This window comes from Paenibacillus sinopodophylli (genome assembly GCF_005930355.1).
Taxonomy (GTDB): Bacteria; Bacillota; Bacilli; order Paenibacillales; family Paenibacillaceae; genus Pristimantibacillus; species Pristimantibacillus sinopodophylli.
Genome location: NZ_VDBO01000009.1, coordinates 52447 through 69943, shown reverse-complemented (window position 1 = coordinate 69943; position 17497 = coordinate 52447). Strand labels below are relative to the sequence as shown.

Genomic DNA, 17497 nt, shown 5'->3' with positions numbered 1-17497 from the left:
GGGTCATAGGCTTATTATATAAGCCTTAGATGAAACCAAGCTGAGGTGAATATTACAGTTTCATTACATGGCTATTAAGTTGTTATTTGTGGACGAGGTGTCGCACTTAGTATGACAAATGGTATTACGATTAAGGCGTACCAAGTTGCCACTGCAGGTTGGTACTGGTATCGCTGCTCCACAACTTCAAGTCGGAGCCGTTTGTAGTACTGCCGCCGCTATCCAAATAAAGACCGGAGGCTACATTTTTGATCCTGTAATTACTCCCGTACGCTTCTAATACCCACCGTTGGTTGCTGCTGGTGCTGTTGCTCCACTGTCCGACAATGGAGCCGCTAGTGGTAAGGCCCATCCCATCCATATACAAACCTGTAGCCACATTTTTTATTTTGTAATAGCTTCCGTAGGATTCAATTGTCCATCGTTGGTTGCTGCTGGTACTGGTGCTCCATTGACCAACATTTGAGCCATTTGTGGTACGTCCTATACCGTCGATATACAAGCCTGTGGCAGCGTTCTTTATTTTGTAAGTACCGCTAATTGTAGAAGTCCCCATGCCACTCATTATTGCATCTATAATACCTTGCTGAGTTACAGCAAGGGTAGATCTGTTGAACAATCCAAAACCGTATTGTCCGTTATATCCATTATCCCAATAAACAGGTATAGAACCATATTTCTTGGCAGCCGAGCTAACGGCTTTTGCAAATGCAGCACGATAAGTATGATTTGTGGAATCGAATGCTGTTTTATCTATGGAGCCGTACTCGCCTATGACCACAGGGTATCCTTGCGTTACGAATTTGTCATAGGTTGACTTAAGCTGAGATTCTAAATAATCCTCCTGCCCCCAGGTTGATTTTTTAGAATTATTGGTAGCTGTTGCTCCCCATTGGGTTATTGTACTGGATTCCTCACCAGCGAAATCCCAAGGTGAGTAATAGTGAACGGATATCATAATTCTTTTCTCAGAACTTGGAATGGTAGATGATCTATAATTGTCTGTAGGAAGCACAAAACCATAATTACCTACTGTATAATCAATGTTAGTATTCCAGCCAGGAACAAGAAGCCATCTTGCACTGTTGTTTCCGCCGGTTTGTCTTACGGTATCTACAAAGATTTGATTATAAGTATTAAGATTCGAATAGTATGTGGTGTTGGGTGTACCATAAGTACCATCGAATGTTTCATTCATGGATTCAAAGATCAAATGCTCATCATAATTCACAAATGTATTTGCGATCTGCTGCCAGACCTTTTGATATTTTGCAGTAATCGTCGTTTGATCGCTTGAATTGACTAGCAGCCAGGAGCCAGCAACTGAATTGTAACCGTCCCCATGCATGTTAACAATGACATACAGGCCTTCGTTGTAGGCATAGTCAACGACTGTTTTCACTCTATTAAGCCATGTGGAGTTAATGGTATAGTTCGGTGCACTGCCAATAGTATTTAAATATGAAACGGGGATACGGATTGTTTTAAAGCCTGCTGCCTTCACCTTCTGAATGAGACTCTGCGTTACTGCAGGATTGCCCCACGCCGTTTCGTTAGGTGTACCGCTGGAATTGGCTTCAAGCTGATTTCCTAGATTCCAGCCCGCGCCCATGTCAAAAACGATTTGTGATGCATTCAATGATGTGAAATCAGTTGTTATTACAGGTGCTGCTGATGCTACCGGACTCCAACCGAAAATAACCGTTACAAACACCAATACCATGGCTAATAAAAAGACTTTGAATGACTTAACTTTTGACAACATGCCAAAAACCTCCGTCTCTTATCTTTCTTCATTATGAAACGATTTCAATGAAAGAACGTTCATCCGAAAACGATTCTATTACTTCCCCCCTTTTTCTTGCTATCGTCTTGGAAATTGTTTCTGAAGCTTGGAGTATGAATATCTCCGGTGCATGTTGATTATACAACTATAAAAGTCTGTATATTACCCCATGAATTGTCACATAAATCATATGGAAAGCACGAAAGGGCTTTCATAATTAGAACATATAAGCATATTTGCTGGAATAATGGTCAATAACGATTTTATTCGTTACAATCGAGGTTTCAAGATTATGTGTTCTAAAAAATTTGATTTTATTGTAAGGTGATTATAGTTAGGTTTGTCATTATGAGATTGTGAAGCTAGCGATACCGATTTGAGAGCTATTAGTGCCTTATATAGGTTAAGGAGGTTCGTATGCAAAGAGTATTATCCAAACTATTAATGGTTGTAATCATAATCGCCGGCGCGTTCTGGCTTGACCTCAAGCTGGATTTGTTTCCCGCAGCAGCGGAGTCGGAAGAGGTGACAGTTATGGACGAGACGGACAAGGCGGAGAAGCTGGAGCTTGCGATCGCTAAGCAATTTCAGGCTCGTTCAGAGCACTTCACGGTCACCTATACGGGGGACAAGCAGGAGTTGTCTGATCAATTGACTGATATTATTCGGTTGGCGCTTAGGCATGATGATTATTCTGCCTATATTCTTGAATCCTATATTTATACGATTCGCAGTTGGGGGAATAAATCGAATATCGCAATCGAAGCAAGATATAGGGAGACGCTGGAGCAGACAGCTGTCGTGGATCGGGAAGTAGCAAGGGCATTGCATGCGATTCTTGAGCCTGGCATGAATGATCATGAGAAGATCAAAGCGATCCATGATTGGATTGTCAGCAACGTGGAATATGATCAATCACTGTCACAATACACCGCGTATCATGCAGTAACCTTGGGCGAGGCTGTGTGTCAAGGCTATTCGCTGCTTGGCTATAAGATGCTGAAAGCAGCGGGACTGAACGTTCTAATTGCCGAGGGCAGTGTGAATACGGGTGAGCATGCATGGAATATGGTGAAGCTCGGCGACGCGTGGTATCATTTGGATTTTACTTGGGATGATCCAGTCGGGGCCAAGCCTGCCGCCAATGACACTCTGGCGCATGAGTCTGACTCGATTCGATACCAGTACTACTTGAGAACGGATGAGGAGCTGAGAGCCGATCATCAATGGACGAAAACCTATCCAGCAGCAAATGTGTCATATGCGGATATGATTAATGAGCTGGTTCGGAATGGACATTCTTCAGAGCGCAGCCGGTTCACCAAGCTGAAGCTGGAACTGGGACTTCATTGGCTTGATCCGGAGTACACAGTCTCAAGTAAGGAGCAGCTCGCTCAGGTCATTCAGTCAGCGCTTGCAGATAGATCGGCAAGTTTGGCATTCCGCTACATGCAGGGCAATCAATTCCCAGCTGCCTTGAAGGACGCATTCAAGGCAGCGAATGTAGCTGTCGGCTACCGAGCGAGCTACGAGCCCTATGCAGGTGATGATTCGCTGCTTGTCCGTTTGCAGCTGGAGTACGGCAAGCAATAGCTCCTGATAGGTAAACAAAAAGAGGCGCAAATTTGCGCCTCTTTTTGTGTTGGCCGATAGCTGCATTAAGGCGCTGCCTCGCACAGGTTTATTGTGCGTTGTTTCTTGCGGCCGTCATTTGTTGCCAGACGGAACCTGCGGCTTCTTCGCCGCGCTCAATCCGCTCTAATGCCATTTGGGCTTGGAGCTGGATTTCGAACTCGGTGTCCTTCGCAGCTATGCGGAGTGCTTCAATAGCCGATTCGTCGCCTGCCTCGTAGAGGAAACGGGCTGCCCGCCAGCGGACAAGCTTGTTCTTGTCACCCAGCGATTCAATCATTGGCTGGATGGCGGCCGGATCGCCGAGGTCCGACAGTGTATCGCCTGCAGTCCGTCTAACGGAAGTAGACGAGTCGCGCAGCGCAATGAACAAATAAGGAAGTGCTTCAGGAGCACGCAAATCACCCAAATAAATGACGCCAAGTCGCCGAATGGAGGTGTTCTCGTCCTCGATTGCTTTGGCAAGTAAAGGCAAGCCTTCAATTGCGGATACATATCGCTCAAGTGCAGCGTAACGTACTTGCCAATCGGGCGAAGAGAATTGCTCCATTGCTTCTTCAAAGGTTAATGGAGCTGGCCTTACTACAGCTGGAGAAGCACCTTCCTCGATACCTGAATGGCCTTGCTCGATGGCGGCGTAAATAAGTGTCTCCAATCGTTCACCTGGGTATGAGGCTTCCAGTTCACGTACGATTTCGGCAGCAATCTCATCGGGTTCGCCGTAACGAACGTCGAATTCCTCCAGCTTGCGTTCGCGAATAATACCAGAGCCAGCAGCGCGGCTTACAGCTTCACCGAACTGTTCTGGGAGCGCGGAGCGAGCCTCTATATCGCCCATCCGCACACGAACTTGCATCGGGATGCCACGGAACATTTGAACGAGTACCTGCGCTTCGCCGAAGCTCGCTGCCAGGCTGCCTGCACCTGCTTGCTCTTCTCCTGCAGCGACCTTGTCCAGTAGTTGTCCAGCAGCAGCTAGAATAGCTGCCCAGTCTGCTCCTGGCTTGCGGTCAAGCGCAATAAAATCAGCGGTGCGGAACAGGCTGCGAACACCGTTAATCTGAAGAAGCTGCTGAAGCACATCGGGAGCTTCTGCTGATTCGCTGGCTTTATACGTATACCTGCGTCCGCGCGGGAGTGTTTCATCTACATTCAGCTTCATGGAATTAGGACTCGGCGTCGGCTCTATAGAAATTAATTTCATTAAGAATCCTCCTCAAAGGGTATTGGTTCTGTCATTCGATTCGAGCAACGGAGTAACAATTGCTGCGTCGAAAGCGTAGTCTTATGTGTAAAACATATATAACCAAGTGTAACTGATTTTAGATTTGGATGCGAACGGTGGACGGCAAGGGAATATGAAAATTTATTGCAAGAGCGGGCTTTACGTATAAATAACATATTTGCATTGTAAGCTGTCAGCTTGGTATCTTATAAAAACAGATGTTTTTGCGAGGAGGGATGAACGGTTGAGGTTAAAACGATTTGCAAACATAGATCCAATTGAACAGCACACATCGTTGAAACAATTCAAAAGATGGCGTCAAGAGCGCATTCGCAGGCTGAGAATGAAAGATTATTCATTCACCGTTCCGAGTGCTGAGCCTGACATCGCATATTTGGAGGATAACCGGAAATGGCCTTCCATCACATGGGTGGGACATTCAACCTTTTTCATACAGCTAGGCGGATTGAATATTATTACAGACCCAGTATGGTCCACGCAGATGGCGTTCCAAAAAAGACTTTCGCCTCCGGGCATTCCCATTGACGACGTACCGCCAGTAGATGTCGTTCTTATTTCACATTCCCATTATGATCATCTGAGTATCGCGTCGCTGCGAAGATTGGTCGGTGGGAGGCAACTGCTCGTACCGGCAGGACTCGGCGCTAAGCTGCGCAAAAAAGGGTTCATTAGGGTCCACGAGCTGCATTGGTGGGAATCCGTTATGATAAGTGGTGTGAAATTTACATTCGTTCCCTCGCAGCACTCGACTCGTCGCAGTCCATGGGACACAAACAGTTCGCATTGGGGAGGCTTTGTTATTGAACGGCCTGTCTCACGGAGTGGGAAACTAGTGAGTCGCCTAAGCAGCGAGGCTACTCCGGCCAATTATGCGATAGATGCACAGACGCATGCTGAGTCGGCAAGCACAGCTGAAGCTGCTTCTGAACGGATTCATCCGTTTTTCAGCGGGGATGTACATGCGAAGAGACCGCATGTGGCGGATTTCCCAACGATATATTTTGCTGGAGACAGCGGATACTTTCAAGGCTTCAAGGAAATCGGGCGGCGATTCGAGGTTGATGTTGCCTTGCTTCCGATAGGTGCCTATGAGCCGGAATGGTTTATGGCTCCGCAGCATATTACACCGGAGCAAGCGCTCCAAGCCTTCGATGATTTGGCTGCCAAATGGTTCGTGCCCATGCATTTCGGCACGTTCAAGCTGGCGGATGATACACCGCGCGAAGCACTGGACCGACTGGAGGCTGAGCGCAGGTGTCGCAGCATCTCGGATGAGCGAATTGTTATTTTGCCGCTGGGCGAGACTTGGCGGTTGTCTGGAAAATAACAAACGCGTACAATTGTGCACCAAATTCGAGCAATGACCGCGCTGCAGGATCGGGTTATACTGAATGAGAGCAAATGAAGGCAATGAATGAAGTAGCTCGGGATTGCATCGGCAGACCTGAGCTTAATCTTACGAAGTTAGGTTTGCATTCGCAAAACTTTGAGGAGGAGCAACAAATGAGTCAAGCTAACATACGTCTGGGCGTTATTGGCGCAGGCGCGATCGGCAGCATTCATATGCAGACTTTCAAAAAGGTAGAGGGCATTGACGTTGTTGCGGTAACGGATGTATATCTCCCGCTTGCCGAGCAGCGTGCTGCTGAGCATGGAATTGAAACGGTGCATGCGAATCCACAAGCGCTGCTTGACGACCCGTCCATTGATGCTGTCGTCATCGGTGTGCCGAACAGCTATCATGCAGCGCTTGCGATTGAAGCATTAAAGCAAGGCAAGCATGTCCTCTTGGAGAAGCCGATGGCAATCCATTCTGATGCTGCACGCGAGATCGTAGAGGAAGTGGAGAAATCCGGCAAAATATTGATGATGTCTCATCAAATGCGCTGGACTGGATTAAGCCGTGCCCTCAAGCAGCGGATCGACAATGGCGATGTCGGACATGTGTATAATGCGAAAGCAGGCTGGATCCGCAAAAAGGGCATACCAGGCTGGGGCTCATGGTTTACACGGAAAGATCAATCCGGCGGAGGCCCGCTTATCGATATCGGCGTTCATATGCTGGATCTATCTCTCTACCTGATGGGCAACCCGAAGCCGATCTCCGTTTACGGCTCGACTTATGCGGAATTTGGTCCAAAACGTGAAGGTGTTGGCAATTGGGGAACGCCGAATTGGGACGGATATTATGATGTTGAGGATCTAGCCTCGGCATTGATTAAGCTGGATAATGGTGCGACGCTGTCGCTTGAGGTAAGCTGGGCAGCGCATGCGGCATTCTTGTCCGAGGATCCCTTTATTCACTTAATGGGAACGCAAGGCGGCTTAGGGATGGTAGGCCAATACGGCAAGTACGTTACTCATGCTGAAACCGGCGTTGCGGAGAGCGACGTAGAGCCGCTTGACGGCGAAGAGGATCGGATTCTGATGAGCCGCCACTTTGTTGAATGCATCCGAGAAGGCAAGCAGCCGATTACTTCTGCACTATCAGGCTACACGAACAATCGGATTCTAGACGCCATATACGAATCCTCCCGTACAGGCAATGAAGTGAAGCTGAACTGGGATTAAGCAAGCTGTGCAGCTATTGTGAATGTAAGTCTTCCCCGAAGCAAGAGCGGCAAACTTCGGGGAAGACTTTTTCTAAATATAGGCAAGGATATGATTTCACCATCCTTTCTTAATATTTCTCGAATTGAAACGCACCGCCCCCCAAAGGACGGCGACAGCCGTTTCACCTTGTATGAGTGCAACTAATATTGTGTATAACCGCAAGCGTAGGCTGTGAAAAGGCGACAATGAAGCCAAAAGAGGGTTCGGTTTCCGAGCATACTGTGGTATAATGGTTCGATATAAACTGATTTTGTAGTGAAGGACGGGATTAAACGAATGATTAGTACAAGTGGCATAACGCTCCGTTATGGGAAGCGGGCGCTTTTTGAAGATGTAAGCATTAAGTTCACACCAGGCAACTGTTACGGCTTGATTGGTGCGAACGGCGCAGGCAAATCGACTTTTCTCAAAATATTATCCGGTGAAGTAGAACAATCGCACGGAGACGTGCATATCACACCGGGCGAGCGGCTTGCCGTTCTGAAGCAGAACCACTATGAGTACGATGAGTCTGTCGTTCTTGAGACGGTTATGATGGGTCATAAGCGTTTGTATGAGGTCATGAAGGAGAAGGATGCCCTTTATGCGAAAGCAGACTTCACCGATGAGGACGGCATGCGCGCAGGCGAGCTCGAAGCTGATTTCGCGGACATGAACGGCTGGGAAGCTGAATCGGAAGCGGCTGAGATGCTGAATGGTCTTGGTATCACACCTGATCTACATGATAAGAAAATGGCAGAGCTTAGCGGCAACGAGAAGGTACGCGTCTTGCTGGCACAAGCTTTGTTCGGCGCACCGAACATTCTTCTGCTCGATGAGCCTACCAACCACTTGGACATTGAGTCCATCCGCTGGCTGGAAGATTTCCTTGCCGACTATCAAGGTACAGTTGTCGTTGTCAGCCATGACAGGCACTTCCTGAACACCGTTTGTACGCACATTGCGGATATTGACTTCGGCAAAATCCAAATGTACGTCGGTAACTACGACTTCTGGTACGAGTCAAGCCAGCTTGCTTTGCAGCTGATGCGCGGCGAGAACAAGAAGAAAGAAGACAAAATCAAAGAGCTTCAAGCGTTTATTCAACGTTTCAGCGCGAACAAATCAAAAGCGAAGCAAGCAACATCAAGACAAAAGCTGCTTGAGAAAATCTCGCTTGATGATATTCGACCATCTAACCGCAAATATCCGTTCATTCTCTTCAAAGGCGAGCGTGAAGCAGGCAAACAGCTTCTGCTGGTTGACGGCTTGAGCAAAACGATCGATGGCGAGAAAGTAATCGACAATCTGACGATTGCTCTTAATAAAGGCGATAAAGTCGCATTCGTTGGCCCGAACAGCTTGCCTAAGACGCTGCTTTTCCAACTTCTTGTTGGCGAAGTTGAAGCGGATGCAGGCAGCTACTCATGGGGCGTAACGACGTCGCAGGCTTATTTCCCGAAAGACAACTCCCCTTATTTCGATGGTATTGATCTGAATTTGGTAGAATGGCTTCGTCAGTATTCGAAGGATCCGGATGAGACGTTCATTCGCGGCTTCCTTGGCCGTATGCTGTTCTCTGGCGACGATGCGATGAAGAAAGCAAGCGTATTGTCCGGGGGCGAGAAGGTTCGCTGTATGTTGTCTAAGATGATGCTGGAAGGCGCTAACGTGTTCATTCTCGATGAGCCTACGAATCACTTGGACCTTGAGTCGATCACTGCGCTTAACAATGGTTTGACGGATACGGATTGTACGATTCTATTCACTTCGCATGACCATCAGTTCGTACAGACGATTGCCAATCGCATTGTAGAAATTACACCTAACGGTGTGATTGATCGAATGATGACGTATGATGAGTATCTTGAAAGTGCGGAAGTAAAAGCACTTCGCGAGCGTATGTACGCAGTTTAATAAATGATTATAGCAAAGAGTTCGGTTGCAGGGTTATTCCTTGCAGTCGAACTCTTTTTTGTTATGGGAAAGCATAGCAAAGCTGCATGCGCATGAAAGACGAACATCAGAAAACCATATGATAGGAGTCTTACGTACGGTTTAATGATGAGAGGCTGGAATAGATTTCAGTCCTATACTCTAACTTGCTGATCGGAATATTGTTATGAATTGTTGCATCTATGCATAAAAGTACGCACAGGGTAAACACTGTTTCTCTAGACCCACATGGGTTCGTTCAGTTATGATACCGATAGGTTATTTGGTGCTTTACAAATACATACGTTTTTACGCTTGGGAGGGTATTGAAACTGAATCAGTATGAAGAGATTAAACAGGGCGAGAAAGGTGCCTGGGTAAGTATCGGTGCCTACTTGGCGTTATCTGCGCTCAAGCTCGGTGCTGGCTACTGGTTTGTGTCGGGAGCTCTCGTTGCAGACGGCTTCAACAATTTAACGGATATCGTGGCATCGGCTGCTGTTTTGATAGGTCTTAAAATTTCGCAGAAGCCGCCTGACAAAGATCACCCTTATGGACATTTCCGTGCAGAGACGATTGCAGCGCTCATTGCATCGTTTATTATGGCAACGGTGGGCATTCAAGTTCTGATCGGCGCTGTCAAGTCACTGTTTAGCTCAGAGCACACGATTCCGAACTTAATGTCAGCATGGGTCGCATTATTCGCTGCTGTCTGTATGGGCGGCGTGTATATCTATAACAAGCGGCTTGCCGTTCGCATCAACAACCAGGCGCTGCTTGCTGCGGCCAAGGATAATTTATCAGATGCGCTTGTCAGTATAGGGGCTGCCATCGGTATTATAGGTGCTCAATTCGGCTTGCCGTGGCTGGACCCCGTTGCAGCTTTGGCGGTAGGCGCTATTATTTGCAAAACGGCTTGGGAAATTTTTTATAGCTCGACGCATGCGCTGACGGATGGATTCGATGAGAATGAGCTCTCCTCGCTGCGCAAAACGATTGCCAAAACAAAGGGAGTCAAGTCAATAAAGGATATTAAAGCAAGGGTTCATGGCAGCCTTGTACTGGTGGATGTCATTGTCCAGGTAGACCCTGAGTTATCGCTCATCGAAAGCCATCAGATCAGTGATGAGATTGAAACGAGGATGGGGCGGAAACATAATATTATGAGTGTACATGTTCATGTGGAGCCGGAGGATGTCGAAGAATCTGAAAATTTGTCGACCGAGAAGCAATAATTCGGAGGTAATTGTTACCAATGGTGATTGTAATATTGCTAAATAGTTCCTTGTGCTCACTTTACCCTTTTAGTCTAAAGACCCAAAATTATGAAAGTTTTATTATATAGCTGCGCTGTAATAGCTTAAAACGAAAAAGGCAATAGGCGAAAAGACGGTTCCTTTATGGAATCGTCTTTTTTGTATTTTTTTACAGTGGTTTTATAAGTCTTGCAGCCCAAGTTCGTATTCCTCTAATTAGGTGTATTGGACGATACTTGTCTCCTGCAATCAACTCTACAATGGAGCAGAAACCGTTACGATTATACTGTTTTCACACCAAGGAGGCGTATCGTATGAATTACACGATGAAACAAAGGATGGCAACAGCAACATTAGCGGCAGCTTTATTATTCAGTTCCATTTCCGTTCCAGCTGTGCTTGCTGCACAAGCAGGCGAGGTACAATCAAGCGTTAATATGCGGACTTCACCATCGACAACAGGATCAATCATTCGTAGCCTGAAGAAAGGCGAGCAGGTCACGGTAGTCGAGAAGGTTAATGCCTATTGGTACAAAATAACCGATTCTTCAGGCAGAACAGGGTACATATCGACTTCATCCCAATATATTGAGCTGCAAAGCTCAGCACCGGAACAAAGCGGCAGTGAGGCAACAGTGAAAGTGTCAGTCTCATTCCGCAAAGCGGCCTCCACGTCCGGTGAGCGCATTCGTTATTTGAAAAAAGGCGAGAAGGTCACAATCCTAGCAAAAACGAACAGCTACTGGTACGAAGTGAAGGATGGGAATGGCGTCCGAGGATTTGTGAGTACACAAAGCTCTTATCTTAATGTGACAGGTACGATACCAGGCAGCGGCACAGGTACGGGGAATAATGGCAGCAATGGCGGTACGGTGACAGTCCCTGATGAATCCAAAGATGAGGCTGTAGAGAAAGTGATTGCTGCTGGAATGAAGTATTTGGGTACACCTTATGAATATGGCTCCGATCGCAACACAACAACGACCTTCGATTGCTCTGATTTCGTTAGACAAGCATTTCTTGACGGGGTAGGGTTGAAGCTTCCCGCCGATTCTCGCCAGCAAGCGCAATATGTGAAGGATAATGGATCAACGACAACGAATTGGAAAGAGCTTGAACGAGGTGATTTGGTATTTTTCATGGATTATAAAGGAACGAGCGCATCCGCTTATAGCGGCATCAACAAGTCTACACAAACGATCTCACATGATGGCATTTATCTGGGTGATGGGAAGGTTCTCCATACGTATTCGAAGGAAAGCGGAGGCGTGACGGTCAGCAGCATAGCGGGCACGCACTGGGAATACCGTTTAGTGTTTGGCGGCAGCGCTCTATAATTAAGAAATATCCAAAAAAAGGGCAACCTATTGTCATCAAGGATGACAGATTAGGCTGCCCTTATTGCTGCTTAAGAGTCGATTTGAATCGTTTTGCCATCGGCTTGTTTCATGGAATCGATTACCTCAGGCTCAGCTTGCTGTTCTTTCAATTCTTTCTTCTTGTTGCGTCTCTTGCGGATGAGTAGATAAATGATGATGAGTGGTACGCCACCAATGAAAATATACAAGGAAACGTCCTTCACCATACCTTTTGCAGATTGTCCGTAGATATAAAATAGGAGACCTACAATATAAAATTTCAAACCACGGCCTATAGCAGCATAACCAACTAATCGCCAAAGTGGGTAGTTCAAGCAACCGGATAGAATTGTAAATACTTTGAATGGAATGGGCGTAAAGGAACCAATGAGAATAGCGGCTTCGCCATTTTTCTGAAACTTGTCAGTGGCGGCATCGATCCATTCTTTCTTGAGAAACCTATATAGGACGGACTTTCCCATTACCTTGCCGAGATAATACCCAACAGGTGTACCGAGCAAACAAGCGATATAGCCTACAGTAGCGAGCCATAAGGCTGTTGATGGATTGAGAATACTTAACGATACTTGAAGAAAAAACGCAGGAATAGGAAATATAACAGCGTCTAGAAATGAATGAATAAAAAGTCCCAGAGGCCCGAAATCCTTTAAAAAATCGACAACTGCTTGAAACATTACCAGGCTCCCTTTCCATCAACTAACTGCACAAAAAGCCTGCTTATCGAGATGTTCGAAAATGGAAGCTCCATTGTTGCTACTATATGCTGCAGCTTGTTGAAAAAGCGCTTTAGCGCTTGATATTTTAATTATAGCATAATTAATACGGTTAAGAAGATGATAGTTGTCATGTGTTTATTTTATTGTATATGGTACATAGGAACGAATACGTATAAACCTACCTGAAGGTTTCAACGAGTTTGCAAAAAACGCCGCCTATTTGCGGGGGATCCCGTAATAGGCGGCGTTTATAAAGACCAAACCAATCAGATAAAGTGCCGTTATTCGCGAGTCTGGCGGCGGGAAACGCCGCTTTGCTGGGCTGCTTGAATGACGCGGCGGCGTACCTCTTCAACAACACGGGTATTAAAGACACTTGGTACAATATACATCGGGCTGAGCTCTTCGTCACTTATAACGGACGCAATCGCTTCTGCCGCAGCAAGCTTCATCTCTTCATTGATGGTTGTCGCCCGGCTGTCGAGTGCACCTCGGAATATACCAGGAAAGCATAGGACGTTGTTGATCTGATTCGGATAATCGGAACGGCCAGTAGCGAATACCGCAACAATATCTTCGGCAAGCTCCGGCCTGATCTCGGGCTCTGGATTCGCCATTGCAAATACAATTGGCTCTTTCGCCATCGTCTCAATATGTGCACGGGTCAAGATTCCGCCGGCCGAAACGCCGATAAACACATCTGCACCTGCAAGGGCGTCGGCTAGCCCCCCGCTAATGCGCTGCGGGTTCGTGTTCTCCGCATACCATTGCCACATGGGATTATCATAAGCTTGCTCTGCATTAAGGATGCCGACGCGGTCTACGCCAACGATATGCTCTGCGCCGCCAGCGAGCAGCATTTTGGTGCAAGCAGTACCTGCAGCCCCAATGCCGCAAATGACGATTCGGCTATCGCGAAGGCTGCGACCAGTTAGTTTGAGCGCGTTAAGCAGCCCAGCATAAAGCACTACAGCTGTACCATGCTGATCATCATGAAATACAGGAATGTCGAGCTCTTTCCGCAATCTTTGCTCTATTTCGAAGCAGCGCGGTGCAGAAATGTCCTCAAGATTGATGCCCCCGAAAGCTGGGGCCAAATGTTTAATCGATGTGATAATGGATTCGGTATCCTGCGTATCGAGACAGATCGGGAACGCATCGACATCGGCAAATTGTTTGAAGAGCATCGCTTTTCCTTCCATGACCGGCATTGCAGCGTAAGGACCGATATTGCCTAATCCTAACACGGCGCTCCCATCGGAGATGACGGCAACCATGTTCCTTTTGACGGTTAGTGTGAACGCCTTGGAAGGCTCTTCGAATATCGCTTGGCAAACTCTGGCTACATCAGGCGTGTACACGCGTGATAGATCATCGCGATTCTGAATAGGTGTCTTGGGCTGAATCGTTATTTTCCCTCCCAGATGGAGCAGGAAGGTACGGTCTGAAACATGAATAAGTCGAATGCCGTTAATCGATTTCAATGCGGAAGTGAGTCGTTCAGCCGCTCCTTGTTCTGTAATTTTCACGGTTAAGTCGCGTAAGCTCTTATTTCTGTCCGTATGTATGACGTCGATTGCGATAATATCTCCACTCGCTTGTTCGATAGCAGTAGCCGCCCGTCCAAACTGCGCGATATTCGTATCAATCTCTACTCTTAGAATGATTGTTTTGCCATCGGTCATTTGTGAACCCATCAAAAACAGCTCCCTTCATCATTCATACTATTTGAATAAGTACACAACATTTATGCTTCGTAATCCTAATAATAAAAAGAAAACCGTCACTGCATGAGTCGCAGGACGGCATTCGGACAATTCATCGGGTCATATTGTTGATTTCTTTTCGTTAGCAGTCCGTCTCTGAATTGACCAGAAGCGTAAGGCTCGTGGATGAGCGAGAACCATCGGTCGACGGTATCGTTCGAGTCGAGCATTTCGCCAAAACCGTTGCTAATAAAGTGTTCGCAGTTTTCTTCCTCTTGGCCGGGGATCGGCTCGTAGAACAGCATCGGAATTCCTTTGCTCATTCCTTCAGTACAAGTCATGCCACCCGGCTTCGTAATAAGGAGATCGGATACATCCATAAGCTTATTAACCTCGCGGGTGAAGCTTAGAATACGGATGTTCGGATGTCGGAACAGTGGATCTGACAGCATCTTCTCTTTCATCTTCTCATTAGAGCCTACGCAGTAGATCAGTTGGGTGGTCTCGCGCCATTTCGTCATATATTCGAGGGCATTGTCCTCATACATGATTCCCCAGCCACCGCCCATGATGAGCACAGTCGGCATATCCTTCAGCTGGAATTGCTCTCGTATTTCTTCTTTATCGTATGTATGCCAGAAATTCGGATGAACAGGTATGCCTGTAACTTCAATACGATCCTCTGAAATGCCCTTATCCATGAGGCGTTCCTTTACCAGATTCGAGGAAACCAAGTATTGGTTGACCTCTTTGTTTACCCAAGAGCCATGTGCGTCGTAATCCGTAATGAGCGTATACAATGGCATGTCCAAACCTAGGCGCTTCAGCCTCGCTACCACCGCATTCGGACCTGGATGCGTGCATATGATCAAATCCGGCTTCAATTGCGAGATGACTTGCGACGTCTGGGTATAAAACATGCGATGGAGCGCAAGCTGTGTAAGGCGGTTAAACGATTTTTTATAGTTGCTGCGGTACATGAGACCGACCATCTTAGGCTGTTTACTTACTGTTTTGCGATACGCGGATATAATCCATGGACCAAGCACCGGATTAAGAAATTTTCCAAGCTCGATAACGCGGGTCTGAATCCCCGGACATAACTGCTTTAGTCCGACAGCGAGCGCATAGGCAGCTTGAGTATGACCGGAGCCAAAGCCTTCAGAGAGCAGAAGCACTCTTTTCTTACGCATTCATTCCACCTACTTTTCTATTTCCATATTACGATGCAAGTGCAACTAACACAAGTTTTATCCTTAAGGCTTGCGAATAAAGCTATGGATAATTTATCCTAGAAAGAAGAAGTACTCATGAATAGCTTATGTATCCCTGTCGTCAACTATATTTACATATATTTTACAAGTGATAATTAATAATAAGCGAGGCTGATAAGAAATGGAACCAACTAATCAGAATGACAACGGTTTGAAAATTGGAGAGCATGTGAGAGCAGAGGTTCGTTCTGGTCATTATGTAGGAGAGCTTGTTGAAATCAATGGTCCCCGTGCTCTGGTCAAAGTACTTGCTGTATTGAAACATCCCGAGCAGGGGGATTTGCATAATCCTTATAATCCTGATGTTCCTATGTTTCATGAAAGACGCGCGCTCAGCTTTACGGAGAAGACGACTGTTCTGCTTCGCGATGTGAAGCCTTACCTAGGTAGTGTTCCTGATTATCAAACATCCTTGAGAGCTGCTGCGGAAGCTGAGGTCGCCTCGCTTGATCGTTTGCACCGCTGGGCGGCAAAAGCGCTTGAGCAAATGCAGCAGCTTCAGAAGGATTACAAATAGGTTTACTTTTATTTATTAATGAAGACAGCTTTCAATGTATCGCGATAAACGACCTGGAACTGCAATCCCTCTGACAAAGCGGCAAGCGGCACATATAAGGTCGCTGCCTTGCCTGCTGCGTGCATGAAAGCGGGTGGCGCTTCAAGCAGCTTGGTAACGCCGTTAACTTTTATCTTAGACGAGCCGGATGTTATATCGACTACATTGCTGTCGAGCGATATTGAAGCGGTCTGCGTTCTGGCATTCCATTTGATTGTGCCTCCCATCGCCACAGTTGCACTGCGAAGTGGGACAAAGGTACGGTTATGGACGAAGAGCGCGCCGCTTGTGCCAGGCAGCTCTTTGCCCTTCACGAGAATATGAACGGGCTGATTAGGTTCTTTTGGCTTTGCCACGCGGTACTCACCCCATACTGCCTTTGCGAAGGCAGTCCCCATCGCTGCATAGCCGGCGTGGTTCGGATGGATATCCCCGTCAGCGATCGAAGTGTAACGCAGCTCGTTATCGACAAATGCTGCTGCTACGTTTGCGATCTTCACTTGATAGCCTTCCTTAGTCAGCCGTTGTACAATCTGATTGAGCCGCTCGCGCAGCTGCTTCACGCTGGATTCAAGGAACAAACGATCAGCTTCCGGGTATAATGGAAAAACAAGAGCGCCTAGCCTGACAGGTTTGGGAATCGGCAGATACTGATCAGCTATTATGATTTGTACTTTGGGTTGAAGACTCGTTATTGATCGCAGCGACGACTCAAGCTCTGCTTCGTAACGATTAAGGGCTGTTTCCAATACAGAGGCAGCTTCGGACTGATCTGCACCTTCCTCCAGCTTCTCCAGCACGGCGTACATGTCATTGCCGCCAATGGTTATCAAGATCAAATCCGATTGCATGATAGAGGAGCGTAACTGCTTAGTTGCTGAGAATAGCTGTTCAGCCCGGGGATCAGGTAGCCCAGTCTGAATATCTGTACTTTTCACTTCGGTACTGATGACCACTGCATCCATCCAACGTTTCAGTCCCGCTGTTCGGAGACCAAGCACGCCATAGTTCTCGTATTCGGTTCGATAACCTTGGAATAAGGCCTGCTCGTACACATGCTCAACGTAGCCGTAAGGAATGGAGAGCTCAGTGAAGCCTTTCTCGTATCCAGCTGTAACGGAGTCGCCGAGCGCGACGATGTGGTAAGCATCTGTATTAGCTTGCTTTGTCTGAGAGGCAGCTTGCACCTGTTTGGATTGATGTGTTAGAGACTGATTACTGAGAATGGTTGTGAAGATGACCGCGAGAATGAGGGACGCTGCTGTCTGAACAGACACTTTCCTTAACTTGCTATACAACAAGAACACATCCTTCTGATAAAATAGAAAGAAATAGAAGCAGCGATCTATGCTATGCTTGTATTTCGCAGTGAAATGGACTGAGTAGGAACTAATTCAGACAGTTGACGAATGCGTAAGT

At 46.9% G+C, this 17497-nt stretch carries 13 protein-coding genes; 7 read left to right on the top strand and 6 right to left on the bottom strand.

Features of this window, described 5'->3' with window-relative positions:
* Positions 1 to 130 precede the first annotated feature (130 nt).
* A complete protein-coding gene (locus FGT79_RS23410) occupies positions 131 to 1765 on the bottom strand; it encodes a cellulase family glycosylhydrolase (RefSeq protein ID WP_171056404.1) in 1635 nt (544 codons plus the stop codon).
* A 438-nt stretch (positions 1766 to 2203) separates the two neighbouring features.
* Between FGT79_RS23410 and FGT79_RS23405 the strand changes: the two genes are divergently transcribed.
* Positions 2204 to 3379 carry a transglutaminase domain-containing protein gene (locus FGT79_RS23405; RefSeq protein ID WP_138755265.1) on the top strand — a complete coding sequence of 392 codons (1176 nt, stop codon included), beginning with the start codon at positions 2204 to 2206 and terminating at the stop codon, positions 3377 to 3379.
* 88 nt (positions 3380 to 3467) lie between these two features.
* On the opposite strand, the gene FGT79_RS23400 is transcribed toward FGT79_RS23405, so the two are convergent.
* Positions 3468 to 4622, bottom strand: a complete 1155-nt coding sequence (locus tag FGT79_RS23400) for a virulence factor (protein WP_138755264.1) — start codon at positions 4620 to 4622, stop codon at positions 3468 to 3470.
* A gap of 265 nt (positions 4623 to 4887) precedes the next feature.
* Here FGT79_RS23400 and FGT79_RS23395 point away from each other — a divergent pair, with 265 nt between their 5' ends.
* From FGT79_RS23395 to FGT79_RS23375, 5 genes are all read left to right on the top strand, one after another.
* Positions 4888 to 5991 carry an MBL fold metallo-hydrolase gene (locus FGT79_RS23395; protein ID WP_138755263.1) on the top strand — a complete coding sequence of 368 codons (1104 nt, stop codon included), beginning with the start codon at positions 4888 to 4890 and terminating at the stop codon, positions 5989 to 5991.
* Positions 5992 to 6167: 176 nt separating this feature from the next.
* Positions 6168 to 7235, top strand: coding sequence for a Gfo/Idh/MocA family protein (locus tag FGT79_RS23390; protein WP_138755262.1), 1068 nt, complete (start codon positions 6168 to 6170; stop codon positions 7233 to 7235).
* Positions 7236 to 7553: 318 nt separating this feature from the next.
* Positions 7554 to 9173: an ABC-F family ATP-binding cassette domain-containing protein gene (locus tag FGT79_RS23385; protein WP_138755261.1), complete on the top strand. Its 1620-nt coding sequence runs from the start codon at positions 7554 to 7556 to the stop codon at positions 9171 to 9173.
* A gap of 350 nt (positions 9174 to 9523) precedes the next feature.
* A complete protein-coding gene (locus FGT79_RS23380) occupies positions 9524 to 10426 on the top strand; it encodes a cation diffusion facilitator family transporter (protein ID WP_138755361.1) in 903 nt (300 codons plus the stop codon).
* A 335-nt stretch (positions 10427 to 10761) separates the two neighbouring features.
* Positions 10762 to 11784: a C40 family peptidase gene (locus FGT79_RS23375; protein ID WP_246096577.1), complete on the top strand. Its 1023-nt coding sequence runs from the start codon at positions 10762 to 10764 to the stop codon at positions 11782 to 11784.
* Between the two features lie 71 nt (positions 11785 to 11855).
* Here FGT79_RS23375 and FGT79_RS23370 read toward each other — a convergent pair whose 3' ends face one another.
* The 3 genes from FGT79_RS23370 to FGT79_RS23360 form a co-directional block, all read right to left on the bottom strand.
* On the bottom strand, positions 11856 to 12500 hold the full coding sequence (locus FGT79_RS23370) for a YqaA family protein (protein WP_138755260.1): 645 nt from the start codon (positions 12498 to 12500) through the stop codon (positions 11856 to 11858).
* A gap of 323 nt (positions 12501 to 12823) precedes the next feature.
* A complete protein-coding gene (locus FGT79_RS23365; RefSeq protein WP_138755259.1) occupies positions 12824 to 14239 on the bottom strand; it encodes an NAD-dependent malic enzyme in 1416 nt (471 codons plus the stop codon).
* Positions 14240 to 14325: 86 nt separating this feature from the next.
* The gene (locus FGT79_RS23360) at positions 14326 to 15441 is read right to left on the bottom strand and encodes an MGDG synthase family glycosyltransferase (RefSeq protein WP_138755258.1); all 1116 of its coding nucleotides are present in this window, start codon (positions 15439 to 15441) and stop codon (positions 14326 to 14328) included.
* 202 nt (positions 15442 to 15643) lie between these two features.
* On the opposite strand from FGT79_RS23360, the gene kapB reads away from it, so the two are divergent.
* The gene (kapB, locus tag FGT79_RS23355) at positions 15644 to 16039 is read left to right on the top strand and encodes a kinase-associated lipoprotein KapB (protein WP_138755257.1); all 396 of its coding nucleotides are present in this window, start codon (positions 15644 to 15646) and stop codon (positions 16037 to 16039) included.
* An 8-nt stretch (positions 16040 to 16047) separates the two neighbouring features.
* Here the strand turns inward: kapB and FGT79_RS23350 are convergent, their stop codons facing one another.
* Positions 16048 to 17376 carry a GDSL-type esterase/lipase family protein gene (locus FGT79_RS23350; protein ID WP_138755256.1) on the bottom strand — a complete coding sequence of 443 codons (1329 nt, stop codon included), beginning with the start codon at positions 17374 to 17376 and terminating at the stop codon, positions 16048 to 16050.
* Between the last annotated feature and the right edge of the window lie 121 nt (positions 17377 to 17497).